The 12587-nt window shown below is 60.5% G+C and carries 11 protein-coding genes; 6 read left to right on the forward strand and 5 right to left on the reverse strand.

From position 1 onward, the window contains the following. Positions 1-28 precede the first annotated feature (28 nt). Together HX824_RS03220 and HX824_RS03225 are read left to right on the forward strand one after the other, a co-directional pair. Positions 29-709, forward strand: a complete 681-nt coding sequence (locus tag HX824_RS03220; protein ID WP_003218936.1) for a heavy metal response regulator transcription factor — start codon at positions 29-31, stop codon at positions 707-709. Further along, the gene (locus HX824_RS03225; RefSeq protein WP_177054128.1) at positions 709-2061 is read left to right on the forward strand and encodes a heavy metal sensor histidine kinase; all 1353 of its coding nucleotides are present in this window, start codon (positions 709-711) and stop codon (positions 2059-2061) included. Before HX824_RS03220 ends, HX824_RS03225 begins: the two co-directional genes overlap by 1 nt. A 117-nt stretch (positions 2062-2178) precedes the next feature. Here the strand turns inward: HX824_RS03225 and HX824_RS03230 are convergent, their stop codons facing one another. Genes HX824_RS03230 through HX824_RS03240 form a run of 3 tightly spaced genes read right to left on the reverse strand, consistent with a single transcriptional unit; the run spans position 2179 to position 5423 of the window. After that, positions 2179-3423, reverse strand: a complete 1245-nt coding sequence (locus HX824_RS03230) for a lipoprotein-releasing ABC transporter permease subunit (protein WP_003218940.1) — start codon at positions 3421-3423, stop codon at positions 2179-2181. A 58-nt stretch (positions 3424-3481) separates the two neighbouring features. Continuing rightward, a complete protein-coding gene (gene lolD, locus HX824_RS03235) occupies positions 3482-4165 on the reverse strand; it encodes a lipoprotein-releasing ABC transporter ATP-binding protein LolD (protein ID WP_003218941.1) in 684 nt (227 codons plus the stop codon). Positions 4166-4172: 7 nt separating this feature from the next. Beyond that, positions 4173-5423, reverse strand: coding sequence for a lipoprotein-releasing ABC transporter permease subunit (locus HX824_RS03240; protein WP_003218943.1), 1251 nt, complete (start codon positions 5421-5423; stop codon positions 4173-4175). 94 nt (positions 5424-5517) lie between these two features. Between HX824_RS03240 and HX824_RS03245 the strand changes: the two genes are divergently transcribed. Together HX824_RS03245 and HX824_RS03250 are read left to right on the forward strand one after the other, a co-directional pair. Next, positions 5518-6102, forward strand: coding sequence for a PilZ domain-containing protein (locus HX824_RS03245; RefSeq protein WP_003218944.1), 585 nt, complete (start codon positions 5518-5520; stop codon positions 6100-6102). A gap of 66 nt (positions 6103-6168) precedes the next feature. Further along, a complete protein-coding gene (locus HX824_RS03250) occupies positions 6169-6891 on the forward strand; it encodes a glycerophosphodiester phosphodiesterase family protein (protein ID WP_003218946.1) in 723 nt (240 codons plus the stop codon). A 42-nt stretch (positions 6892-6933) separates the two neighbouring features. On the opposite strand, the gene sthA is transcribed toward HX824_RS03250, so the two are convergent. Beyond that, the gene (sthA, locus tag HX824_RS03255; protein ID WP_003218947.1) at positions 6934-8328 is read right to left on the reverse strand and encodes a Si-specific NAD(P)(+) transhydrogenase; all 1395 of its coding nucleotides are present in this window, start codon (positions 8326-8328) and stop codon (positions 6934-6936) included. A 236-nt stretch (positions 8329-8564) separates the two neighbouring features. On the opposite strand from sthA, the gene HX824_RS03260 reads away from it, so the two are divergent. Both HX824_RS03260 and HX824_RS03265 read left to right on the forward strand, forming a co-directional pair. Continuing rightward, entirely contained in the window at positions 8565-9107 is a 543-nt protein-coding gene (locus tag HX824_RS03260) for a chalcone isomerase family protein (RefSeq protein WP_177040093.1), read from the forward strand. Positions 9108-9393: 286 nt separating this feature from the next. Then, a complete protein-coding gene (locus tag HX824_RS03265; RefSeq protein ID WP_003218952.1) occupies positions 9394-10692 on the forward strand; it encodes an MFS transporter in 1299 nt (432 codons plus the stop codon). Positions 10693-10855: 163 nt separating this feature from the next. Here the strand turns inward: HX824_RS03265 and HX824_RS03270 are convergent, their stop codons facing one another. Further along, positions 10856-12319 (reverse strand): glyceraldehyde-3-phosphate dehydrogenase, encoded by a 1464-nt coding sequence (locus HX824_RS03270; protein WP_023659083.1) that lies wholly within the window; start codon positions 12317-12319, stop codon positions 10856-10858. Positions 12320-12587 lie beyond the last annotated feature (268 nt).

The raw sequence follows: 12587 nt of genomic DNA on the forward strand, positions 1-12587 counted from the left end.
TGTGTTCCCGTAAAACCATGAGCCGCCCATGAAACTGCTGATCGTCGAAGACCAACCGAAAACCGGCCACTACTTGCGCCAGGGGCTGGCCGAGGCCGGGTTCAACACCGAGCTGGTGGCCGACGGCACCAGCGGCCAGCACCTGGCGCTGACCGGTGACTACGACCTGTTGATCCTCGATGTGATGCTGCCAGGTCGCGATGGCTGGCAGATCCTCCAGGCCGTACGCAACGCCGGGCTCGACATGCCGGTACTGTTCCTTACCGCGCGGGACGCCGTGGAAGACCGGGTGCATGGCCTGGAACTGGGCGCCGACGATTACCTGGTCAAGCCCTTCGCCTTCTCCGAACTGCTGGCCCGGGTGCGCAGCCTGTTGCGCCGTGGCAGCAGCCCACCCCAGGAAACCAGCCTGCAACTGGCCGACCTGCGCATGGACCTGATCCGCCGCCGGGTAGAGCGCGACGGCCAGCGCATCGACCTGACGGCCAAGGAGTTTTCCCTGCTGGAACTGCTGCTGCGCCGCCAGGGCGAAGTACTGCCCAAGTCGCTGATTGCCTCTCAGGTGTGGGACATGAACTTCGACAGCGATACCAACATCATCGAAGTCGCGATCCGCCGCCTGCGCCTGAAGGTCGACGACAACTTTCCCAACAAGCTGATCCATACGGTACGCGGCATGGGCTACGTGCTTGAGGAGCGGTTCAGTTGATGAAACGGATTTCCCTGGCCAGCCGCCTGGCACTGCTGTTTGCTGGCTGTACCGCCGTGGTTTCATTGCTGGCCGGCGTGCTGTTCAACCATGCCAGCGAGGCGCACTTTATCGAGCTGGACCAGCAGTTGCTCGACGGCAAGCTGATAGCGCTGCGCAGTACCTTGCAGGATGCGGACACGCCCGAGCTATTCGCCTTGCGGGAAGGGAAGCTGCGCGAAGAACTCAATCGCCAGCCTGACCTGGCCTTGCGCATCACCGCAGGCGACCGGCGCTGGTTCGACGGCGCCCCGGGCATCGCCCTGCCGCAGGAGCCTGGCCTGCACAGTTTGCAGAATGCCGGGACCGATTACCGCGTGTATAACGTGCCCCTGGTACCTGGCAATCGCGAATCGCCACAACTGACGCTGATGCTCGACATCACCCACCATCAACACTTCCTGCAACGCATGCAGCATCTGATCTGGCTGACCGTCGGCCTTTCCGCCCTGGCCACCGCCCTGCTCGGCGCTTGGGCCGCCCGCAGCGGGTTGCGACCGCTGAGGCGCATGAGCGAAGTCGCCAGCGGCGTCTCTGCCCACTCCCTGACCCAACGCCTGCCCCAGGAACAAATGCCCGCCGAACTGGCGGAACTCGCCCAGTCCTTCAACGCGATGCTTGGGCGCCTGGACGATGCCTTCCAGCGCCTTTCGGCGTTTTCTGCCGACATCGCCCATGAACTGCGCACGCCACTGTCGAATTTGCTGACACAGACCCAAGTCATCCTCACGCAGCCACGGGCGCTGGAAGACTACCGCGAAGCCCTGCACAGCAACCTGGAAGAACTGCAATGGATGGCGCAGTTGGTCAACGACATGCTGTACCTGGCCAAGGCGGACCATGGGCTGCTGGTGCCCAAGCGCGAAACCCTGGTGCTGGCGGACGAGGTGGAGGCATTGCTGGAGTTTTTCGCACCGCTGGCGGAGGACGTCCAGGTGCGGCTGGTTCGGGAAGGCAACGCCAGCACTTCAGGTGACCGCAGCATGTTGCGCCGGGCGATTTCCAACCTGCTGGATAACGCGCTGCGGTTCACCCCGCCGGGTGGCGAAGTCAGCGTGCGGATTGTCGAGGGGATGCAAGGCGTGACGCTGAGTGTGGAAAACACCGGGGAAGGCATTCCCGACGCATTGTTGCCACGGTTGTTTGACCGGTTTTACCGGGCAGATCCGGCGCGTCATGAAGGGAGCAGCGAACATGCGGGGCTGGGTTTGGCGATTACCCAGTCGATTGTGCGGGCCCATGGGGGGCGGATTTTCTGTGAGTCGGGGGCGGGATGGGCGAGGTTTGTGATGGAGTTGCCGCAGGGGTATTGATGCAAGCTGTAGCGGCCCTTTCGCGAGCAAGCCCGCTCCCACATTTTGACCGAGTGCATTCAGGAAGAACGCGGTCAAATGTGGGAGCGGGCTTGCTCGCGAAGGCGGTCTTAAGAATTACGAATACCTGAGGGCATGCGCCGGCTCAATCTTCGCAGCCCGATACGCCGGATAGATGGTCGCCAAAAAGCTCAACACAAACCCCGCCGAGCAAATCAGCAACACATCCCCACCCTGCAACTGCGAAGGCAGGTTGCTGACGAAATACACGTCCGAACTGAAGATATGCTGCCCGGTCACCCGTTCCAGCCAACCCACCAGTTCACTGACGTTCAGCGCCGCAATCACGCCGAGGATGCCACCGATCAAGGTACCGACGATCCCGATCACCGTCCCCTGCACCATGAAGATCGCCATGATCTGCCGCGGCGTGGCGCCAATGGTGCGCAGGATCGCAATGTCGGCGCCCTTGTCGTTCACCACCATGATCAAGGTCGCGATGATGTTGAACGCCGCCACCGCGACGATCATCAGCAACAGCAGGCCGATCATGGTTTTTTCCATCTTCATCGCACTGAACAGGCTGCCCTGGGTGTGGGTCCAGTCGTCGGCCTTGTAGTCGGCACCGAGGCTGGCGGCGATATCCGCCGATACCTTGGGTGCGGCATACAAGTCTTTCACCGCCAGGCGCACGCTTTGCACCTGGTTCGGCTCCCAATGCTGTATCTCGGCGGCGTCGGCCATGTGGATCAGGGCCATGGAGCCATCCAGCTCCGCGCCCACCTTGAACACACCCACCACGTTCAAACGCTGCATACGCGGGGTGATGCCACCGGGCGCACTGCTGATTTCCGGCACGATCAGGGTCAGCTTGTCACCGACGTTCAGGCGGAAACGCCGGGCGGTGATCTCACCGATGACCACACCGAACTCGCCCGGTTTAAGGTCTTCAAGATGACCCTGGACGATATGCTGGGCCACGATCGACACCTTGCCTTCCTGGGCCGGATCAACGCCACTGATCTCGATCGGCTGCATCGCGCCCTTGTAGGAGAGCATGCCGTCCATCTGTGTGAACGGTACAGCAGCAGTGACTTCCGGATTCTTCATCGCGGCATCTGCTACCGGCTGCCAGTCGCTGATGGGCTTCACGCCAACGATGGTTGCGTGGGGCACCATGCCGAGGATGCGTGAGCTCATTTCCCGCTGGAAACCGTTCATGACCGACAACACCACGATCATCGCCAGCACGCCGAGGGCGAGGCCGATCATCGAGGTCATCGAGATAAACGAAACAAAACGGTTGCGGCGCTTGGCGCGGGTATAGCGCGTGCCGATGAAAATCGATAACGGTCTGAACATTCGCGGGCACCGTTGAAAAAATAGAAAACCCGGCGCCGGGCGCCGGGCTTGAAACAGGTCAGATGGCGACCAGATGACCTTCCTGCAGGTGCAACACACGGTCCATCTGGCGGGCCATGCTCATGTCATGGGTCACCACCAGGAACGCGGTGCGCATCTGGGTGCTCAACTCCAGCATCAAGTCCTTGATGCCCTGGGCGGTATGGGAGTCGAGGTTGCCGGTCGGCTCGTCGAGCATCACCAGCCCCGGGTTGTTGACCAGGGCACGGGCAATCGCCACACGCTGGCGCTCGCCGCCGGACAACTCAGCCGGCTTGTGCTCCAGGCGATGGCCCAGGCCGACGCGCTCCAACAACGCCTGGGCACGCTGGCGTGCTTCCGGGATCGCGGTCTTGCCGATCAACAGCGGCATGCAGACGTTTTCCAGGGCGGTGAACTCGGGCAGCAAGTGGTGGAACTGGTACACAAAACCCAGCGAACGGTTGCGCAACTGGCCACGGGCCTTCTCGCCCAGGGCCGACAACTCTTCGCCGGCCAGCCAGACGCTGCCCTGGGACGGCGTATCAAGGCCGCCCAACAGGTTGAGCAAGGTACTTTTACCGGAACCGGAACTGCCGACGATCGCCACGCGTTCGCCCGGGTGCAGTTCCAGCTGCAGGTTGGACAGCACCACCACGGACTCCGGGCCTTCCTCGTAGGATTTGCCCAGGTTGCGGCAGCTCAGGATTGCTTTTTCACTCATGCCCGATTCACTCATAACGTAAAGCCTGCGCCGGCTGGGTACGTGCCGCGCGCCAGGCTGGATACAGGGTGGCAAGGAAACTCAGGACCAACGCGGCGCCGCCGACCATCAATACGTCCTGGCTCTGCACCTGGGACGGCAAGTAGTCGATGAAGTAGACGTCGGAGTTCAAGAATTTGTGGCCGATCAACACTTCCAGCCCGGCGATAGCCGCGCTGACGTTCAGCGCGGCGAGAATCCCCACCACGGTGCCGATCAAGGTGCCGACGACGCCGATCACCGTGCCCTGGACCATGAAGATCGCCATGATCTGCCCCGGCGTGGCGCCAAGGGTGCGCAGGATCGCGATGTCGCCCTTCTTGTCGTTCACCACCATCACCAGCGTGGAGATGATGTTGAAGGCGGCGACGGCGACGATCAGCAGCAACAGCAGGCCGATCATGGCTTTTTCCATGCGGATGGCCTGGTACAGGTTGCCGTGGGTGCGGGTCCAGTCGCGGGCGTAGTACTGGTTTTCACCCAGGTGCTGGGCGATTTCCCACGAGGTACGCGGCGCGTCGAACAGGTCGTTGAATTTCAGGCGCAAGCCCTGGACCTGGTCCGGCTTCCAGCGATGCAGGCGGGCCAGGTCGGTCAGGTTGGTCAGGCCCAGGTAGCCGTCGATCTCACCGGCGCCGACATGGAAGATGCCGACCACGGTAAAGCGCTTCATGCGCGGGAACATGCCCGCCGGAGTCACGGTGACTTCCGGCGCGACGAAGGTCAGCTTGTCGCCGATGCCCACGCCGAGCTTGGCCGCCGCCTTGTCACCGATAGCGATGCCAAAGCTGCCGGGCGACAAGTCGTCCAGTTTGCCCTGCTGCATGAAGTTATCGATGATCGAGACATTGCGTTCCTGCGCCGGGTCGATGGCATTGAGCAGGACTTTCTGCACCTTGCCGTCGTTGGTCAACAGGCCCTGCATCTGGGTGAAGGGCGCAACCGCCAGCACTTTGGGGTTCTGCTTGACCTTCGCGGCCAGGCTTTGCCAGTCGCTGATGGGCTCACCCGACTCGATGGTCGCGTGGGGCACCATGCCCAGCACGCGGGTGCGCATCTCATGATCGAAGCCGTTCATCACCGACAGCACCACAATCATCACGACAACGCCAAGGGCGAGCCCGATCATCGAGGTCAGGGAAATGAACGACACAAAATGATTGCGACGTTTTGCACGGGTATAACGCGTGCCAATAAATACGAAGAGAGGTCTGAACATGTCGGGGCTTGTTCGGAGGAAAAGAAGACGTCCTTGTGGCGGGGTCAGGTAAGCAGCTTTACACTCAGACCATCACCGCTGCCTTGGGTTCGCCATGTCGACATTAGATGAAGAAGATCGCCGCGAATACTACCGTATCGAGGACATGATCGCACTGGAAATTACCCCACTGTCGGGCCCGGAAGCGCTGAGCAAGGAAGTGTTGCTGGATGATTCGCCGCTGTTCAATCTGCTCAGCGAGTTGCACCTGAGTGAATTTGAATCCCAGCACTTGCTGCGCCAGATCGGCGAGCGGGACCGCACCCTGGCCGCCTTCCTCAAAGTGCAGAACAAACGCATGGATTTGCTCAGCCAGATCATGGCGCAAAGCCTGCTGGGCGAAATCGGTACGCCGCAGCCCGTGGTCATTTCCGAAGGCGGCATCGAATTTCTGAACCCCACCGCGATCCAGCCCGACAGCCACCTGGCGGTCAAGCTGGTGCTGATGCCGCAAGCCCTCGGGCTGTTGCTGCGAGCCAAGGTTACCCATTGCGATGCCAAGACCGGTGGCTTTGAAATCGGCACGGAATTCGAAGCCATGACCGATGCCCAACGCCAGTTGCTGGCGCGCTACATCCTGCAGAAACAGGCCCAGGAACGGCGCCTGGCGCGGGAAAAAAGCGACGAATCCGACACCTGAATACGATCATTGAATGGCGCGTCGCGTCATCCATCCAGCCAGGAACCCTGGCGTAAAGGAGCAACTGTGACCCTGATTTATGGCCACCGCGGTGCCAAAGGCGAAGCACCGGAAAACACCCTGACCAGCTTCCAGGAATGCCTCAAGCACGGCGTGCGCCGCTGCGAACTGGATTTGCACCTGTCCATGGACGGCGAGCTGATGGTCATCCACGACCCGACGCTCAAGCGCACCACCGACCGGCGCGGCAAGGTCGTCGAGTACTCAGCCGCCGACCTGGTCAAGATGGACGCGCGCAAAGGCGGCCCGGGCTGGGTCAACCCTTGCCCGATCCCGCGCCTGGAAGAGCTGTTCGAACAGTGCGACTTCGACCACTGGCAACTGGAAGTCAAAAGCGCATCGCGCACCCGCGCGGCAACCACCGTGCTGGCGATCCGGGAAATGGCTCAGCGTTTCGGGCTGATGGACAAGGTCACCGTGACCTCAAGCTCGCGGGAAGTGTTGAAAGCGGCGCTGGACCTCACCCCGGACCTGTCCCGCGGGCTGGTAGCCGAATACGCCTGGCTCGACCCGTTGAAGGTCGCGGCCAACTATGGCTGTGAGATTCTGGCGTTGAACTGGACGTTGTGCACCCCTGAGCGTCTGGAAAAAGCCCAGCGCCAGGGTTTGCACGTGTCCGTATGGACCGTCAACGAACCCGCGCTGATGCGCAGGCTCGCCGACTTCGGCGTAGATAGCCTGATTACAGACTTTCCCGGTTTGGCCACTGCCACCCTCGGGAATTACTGAAATCGGTCTCCCCGGCCGGCTCAGGCCACCGGCCGGAGCCGCTCAAAAAAGCCGGTTGAGGCCGTCGTAGGCCGCTACCCGATAGGCTTCAGCCATGGTCGGGTAGTTGAACGTGGTGTTGACGAAATACTTGAGGGTATTCAGCTCACCCGGCTGGTTCATGATCGCCTGGCCGATGTGCACGATCTCCGACGCCTGATAGCCGAAGCAATGCACGCCGAGCACTTCCAGGGTCTCGCGGTGGAACAGGATCTTCAGCATGCCCTGGGGCTCACCGGCGATCTGCGCACGCGCCATGCTCTTGAAGAACGCCTTGCCGACTTCATAAGGCACCTTGGCCTTGGTCAGTTCGTGCTCGTTCTTGCCGATCGAGCTGATCTCGGGAATCGTGTAGATCCCGGTCGGCACGTCGTTGACGTAGCGCCAGCTGCCGTTGTCGACAATGCTGCCAGCGGCCGAGCGGCCCTGGTCATGGGCGGCACTGGCCAGGCTCGGCCAGCCAATCACGTCACCGGCACCGTAGATGTTCGGTACGCAGGTGCGGTAGTTCTCGTCGACTTCGATCTGGCCACGGCTGTTGACCTTGACCCCGATGTTTTCCATGCCCAGCTTGTCGGTGTTGCCGGTACGGCCGTTGCACCACAGCAAGGCGTCGGCCTTGATCTTCTTGCCGGATTTCAGGTGCAGGATCACACCGTTGTCCAGGCCTTCGACCCGCTCGTACTCTTCGTTGTGGCGCACGGTGATGTTGTTGTTGCTGAAGTGGTAACTCAACGCCTGGGAAATTTCCGAGTCGAGGAAGCTCAGCAACTGGTCGCGGTTATCCACCAGCTCGACCAATACACCCAGGCCGCTGAAGATCGAGGCGTATTCACAGCCGATCACGCCGGCGCCGTAGATGATCAGTTTGCGCGGGGTGTGGCCCAGGCTGAGGATGGTGTCGCTATCGTAGATACGCGGGTGGTGGAAATCGATATCCGCCGGGCGATACGGACGCGAGCCGGTGGCGATGATGATGTGCTTGGCTACCAGCTTCTCGACCACGCCGTTGGCGCAGACCACTTCGACGGTTTGCTCGTCGGCGAAGCTGCCGGTGCCGAAGAACAGGTCGACGCGGTTACGGGCATAGAAGCCGGTACGCGAGGCAACCTGTTTGGAAATGACTTTTTCAGCGCTCTTGAGCACGTCCGGGAACGAGAACCAGCGCGGCTCACCAATGGCCCGGAACATCGGGTTGGTGTTGAACTGCATGATCTGGCGCACCGAGTGACGCAAGGCCTTGGACGGGATGGTACCCAGGTGGGTGCAGTTACCGCCGACCTGGCGACGGCTATCGACCATCGCCACCTTGCGCCCTGCTTTGGCGGCGTTCATCGCCGCACCTTCTCCAGCTGGGCCGGAACCCAGTACCACCACGTCGTAGTTGTAGACAGCCATGCGTACTCCTCAGAACAGGCCAGGGCGCACGGTTGGACGCCTGGCTAAATCATGCCGCGGCCAGCGGTCATGAAGGATCAATGTGGCTCAAGTGTGTGAGCCGGGGCACAGTCTATAGAACGCTCAACGTCGCGCACATTAACCCTTGGTCGCGTCGTAGGCCAGTTTTGCCTTTACTACACGGCGCTCGTTATTGAATTAACCTGTAGGCAAGCACCTTTTCAGGACTGGCCATTATGAAGCATGTCGTCATTTGTTTATTGCTGATGTTTTCGGTCCCGGTTCTGGCGAATGAGGCTGATCGCCTCAAACAAGCTGATTTTACGGCGCAATCTCATCAACTGGTGCTGAAAAACCAGGCCGTCCTGACCTACCTGTGGGCAGACGTCTATGCGGCGGCATTGTTCGCCCCGGCTGACCTGAGCGCCAAACAAGCCCTGGATCAGCAAAAAGACCTGCGCCTGGAGCTGTATTACTTTCGCGATATCGACCGCAACGATGTGATCAAGGCCGCCACTGCCACCCTCGAACGTCAGCAAACACCCGCCACCCTCGCCCGCCTGAAGCCTGAACTGGATCAATTGCACAAAAGCTTCCGCAACATCCGCAGCGGCGACCGTTATGCGCTGGACTTCCAGCCTCAGCGCGGCCTGAACCTGGAAATCAACGGCACGGTGGTGTTCAGCAGTCGCAATGACGAGCTGGCCAAGGCTTACCTGGGAATCTGGCTGGCACCAAAAGGCTTGTCCGACAGCCTGCGTAACACCCTCCTCAACTGATCGCAAAAACCCTGTGGGAGCGGGCTTGCTCGCGAATGCGGTGTGTCATTGGCTCATAAGCTGACTGACACACCGCATTCGCGAACAAGCCCGCTCCCACATTGGATTTTCATCACCCGGAGGCCTGCGGCAATTTGCCAGCTTGCTATCGGTTTTTTGTTGCCTGTGGTGGCTTATACACATATCGTTACAAAACTGTTCAGCGCCAGCCTCGTGCCAGAGCTTCAACAGCAAGGACGGTTGCGACCAGGGATTACTAATAAGATAGCCAAAATGAGTGCATGACATGTCCACTACAACGGGCAAGGGCAAGGCGATCTTTCGCGTTGTCAGCGGTAACTTCCTCGAGATGTTCGACTTCATGGTCTATGGCTTCTACGCCACGGCCATTGCCAAGACATTTTTCCCCACCGACAGCGCGTTCGCGTCCCTGATGCTGTCCCTGGCGACCTTTGGTGCCGGGTTCCTGATGCGTCCGCTGGGCGCGATTTTCCTCGGTGCCTATATCGACCGTCACGGCCGTAAAAAGGGCCTGGTGATCACCCTGGCGATGATGGCCGCCGGTACCGTGCTGATCGCCTGCGTTCCCGGGTATGCCACCCTGGGTGTCGCGGCGCCGCTGATCGTGTTGTTCGGCCGCCTGCTGCAAGGTTTCTCCGCCGGTGTCGAACTGGGCGGCGTGTCGGTGTACCTGGCGGAAATCGCCACTCCAGGCCGCAAAGGCTTCTTCGTCAGTTGGCAGTCCGCCAGCCAGCAAGCTGCGGTGGTATTCGCCGGCCTGCTGGGCGTAGGCCTCAACCACTGGCTCAGCCCGGAAGAAATGGGTGACTGGGGCTGGCGCGTGCCGTTCCTGATCGGCTGCCTGATCGTGCCGGTGATCTTCGTGATTCGTCGCTCCCTGGAAGAAACCCCGGAATTCCAGGCGCGCAAACACCGCCCTACCCTGCAGGAAATCGTCCGCTCGATCGGCCAGAACTTCGGCATCGTCATCGCCGGCATGGCGCTGGTGGTGATGACCACCGTGTCGTTCTACCTGATCACCGCCTACACCCCGACCTTCGGCAAGGCCGAACTGCACCTTTCGGACTTCGACGCGCTGCTGGTCACCGTGTGCGTCGGCATCTCGAACTTCATCTGGCTGCCGGTGATGGGCGCGGTGTCCGACAAGATCGGGCGTAAGCCCCTGCTGCTGGGGGCGACTATTCTGGCGATCCTCACCGCTTATCCAGCGCTGTCCTGGCTGGTGGCCAACCCGAGTTTCAGCCATCTGCTGATCGTGCTGCTCTGGCTGTCGTTCCTGTATGGCTCGTACAACGGCGCGATGGTTGTAGCGCTGACCGAGATCATGCCGGTAGAAGTGCGCACCACCGGCTTCTCCCTGGCCTATAGCCTGGCAACGGCGACCTTTGGTGGTTTCACACCAGCGGCGTGTACCTACCTGATCCACGTGCTGGACAACAAGGCCGCACCGGGCATCTGGCTCAGCGGCGCGGCGGTGCTGGGCTTGATCGCCACATTGATCCTGTTCAAGGGCAACCGGCATGAACTGCGTACCGCGCAGGCTTCGATAGTCGGCGGCGCTTGATAGGCCGCTTTCGCGAGCAAGCCCGCTCCCACATTTGAAATGTATTCACAAATCAAAATGTGGGAGCTGGCTTGCCTGCGATGAGGCCGGTACAAGCAACACAAAAACAACAGACATAAAAAAGCCCCGAACCAGTCGGGGCTTTTTCATTTACCGCTGATGCTTAGCGCGGGAATGCTGGCGGGTTAACCCCGGCCATGTCTTCCATCACACGAACCACCTGGCAGCTGTAACCGAATTCGTTGTCGTACCAGACGTACAGAACAACGCGGTTGTCTTGAGTGATGGTCGCTTCAGCGTCCACCACACCGGCGTGGCGCGAGCCCACGAAGTCGGTGGAAACCACTTCCTGCGAATTGACGAAGTCGATTTGCTTGTGCAGATCGGAGTGCAGCGCCATGTAGCGCAGGTACTCGTTCATCTCTTCACGGGTGGCGGCTTTCTCAAGGTTCAGGTTGAGAATGGCCATCGACACGTTCGGCGTCGGAACACGGATCGCGTTACCGGTCAGCTTGCCGGCCAGCTCAGGCAGGGCCTTGGCAGCAGCGGTGGCAGCACCGGTCTCGGTGATCACCATGTTCAGCGCGGCGCTACGGCCACGGCGATCGCCCTTGTGGAAGTTGTCGATCAGGTTCTGGTCGTTGGTGTACGAGTGAACCGTTTCAACGTGACCGTTAACGATGCCGAACTTGTCATTCACAGCCTTCAGCACCGGCACGATGGCGTTGGTGGTGCAGGAAGCGGCGGACACGATCTTGTCGTCAGCGGTGATTTCACCGTGGTTGATGCCGTGCACGATGTTCTTCAGCTTGCCCTTGCCAGGCGCAGTCAGGACAACGCGGTCGATACCCGGGCACGCCAGGTGCTGGCCCAGGCCCTCGGCGTCACGCCACACACCGGTGTTGTCCACCAGCAGTGCGTCCTTGATGCCGTACTGGGTGTAATCCACCTCAGACGGGTTCTTCGCGTAGATCACCTGGATCAGGTTACCGTTGGCGGTGATGGTGTTGTTTTCTTCGTCGATGACGATGGTGCCGTTGAACGGACCGTGGACCGAGTCACGACGCAGCAGGCTCGCGCGCTTGGTCAGGTCGTTTTCAGCACCTTTACGCACCACGATGGCACGCAGGCGCAGGCCGTCGCCGCCACCGGTTTTTTCGATCAGGATGCGCGCCAGCAGGCGGCCGATACGACCGAAACCGTACAGCACAACGTCGGTGCCTTTGCGGGCTGCGGCGTTTTGCTGGCCAACCACGTCGGCCATTTCTTCACGTACGAACTGCTCGGCGGTGCGGCCAGCGCCTTCCTTGCGGAATTTATAGGCCAGCTTGCCCAGGTCTACCGAAGCCGCGCCGAGCTTGAGCTCGCTCATGGCTTTAAGCAGAGGGAATGTTTCGTGGACGGAGAGTTCGCTATCGTCGGCAGAACGATGGCGAGCAAAGCGATGAGCCTTGAGAATCGCGATGACTGATTGGTTGATCAGGCTGCGGCCATAGATCGAGCTCACCACGTTGTTATTGCGGTATAGCTGACCGATAAGCGGAATCATCGCTTCAGCGAGTGCTTCACGGTCGATCCATTCACCAAGACACTGGTCGGGCTTCTGAGTCACGGGAACCTTCCACATGTAGGGGCAGAAAAAAGGGGCTACATTATGCCGCCCGACCGCCCTCGGAGCAATGCGCGGCCCGCAACAAAACCCCTTGCAAAAAAATATCGCCCCTCTGCAGCCCAGTAAATACGCGGCTTCCAGCGCACCCCCTGTTGGACCAATGTGACAAAGTGTCCGTAACCCTCCGAAACATACACCGATTTCGGCACTACATAATGAGTCAAAAGGCACCTTTGTTTGTCTTAGCCACTACATTTCCTACAAACCGTAATAGGCTCAGTCA

It is taken from the genome of Pseudomonas sp. D4002, from assembly GCF_013385665.1.
Lineage (GTDB): Bacteria > Pseudomonadota > Gammaproteobacteria > Pseudomonadales > Pseudomonadaceae > Aquipseudomonas.

Coding starts and splice junctions, on each gene's coding strand:
- HX824_RS03245 (WP_003218944.1), top strand. CDS start 5,518: ATGTCGACATTAGATGAAGAAGATCGCCGCGAATACTACCGTATCGAG.
- HX824_RS03240 (WP_003218943.1), bottom strand. CDS start 5,423: ATGTTCAGACCTCTCTTCGTATTTATTGGCACGCGTTATACCCGTGCA.
- HX824_RS03265 (WP_003218952.1), top strand. CDS start 9,394: ATGTCCACTACAACGGGCAAGGGCAAGGCGATCTTTCGCGTTGTCAGC.
- sthA (WP_003218947.1), bottom strand. CDS start 8,328: ATGGCTGTCTACAACTACGACGTGGTGGTACTGGGTTCCGGCCCAGCT.
- HX824_RS03225 (WP_177054128.1), top strand. CDS start 709: ATGAAACGGATTTCCCTGGCCAGCCGCCTGGCACTGCTGTTTGCTGGC.
- HX824_RS03230 (WP_003218940.1), bottom strand. CDS start 3,423: ATGTTCAGACCGTTATCGATTTTCATCGGCACGCGCTATACCCGCGCC.
- lolD (WP_003218941.1), bottom strand. CDS start 4,165: ATGAGTGAAAAAGCAATCCTGAGCTGCCGCAACCTGGGCAAATCCTAC.
- HX824_RS03270 (WP_023659083.1), bottom strand. CDS start 12,319: ATGTGGAAGGTTCCCGTGACTCAGAAGCCCGACCAGTGTCTTGGTGAA.
- HX824_RS03260 (WP_177040093.1), top strand. CDS start 8,565: ATGAAGCATGTCGTCATTTGTTTATTGCTGATGTTTTCGGTCCCGGTT.
- HX824_RS03220 (WP_003218936.1), top strand. CDS start 29: ATGAAACTGCTGATCGTCGAAGACCAACCGAAAACCGGCCACTACTTG.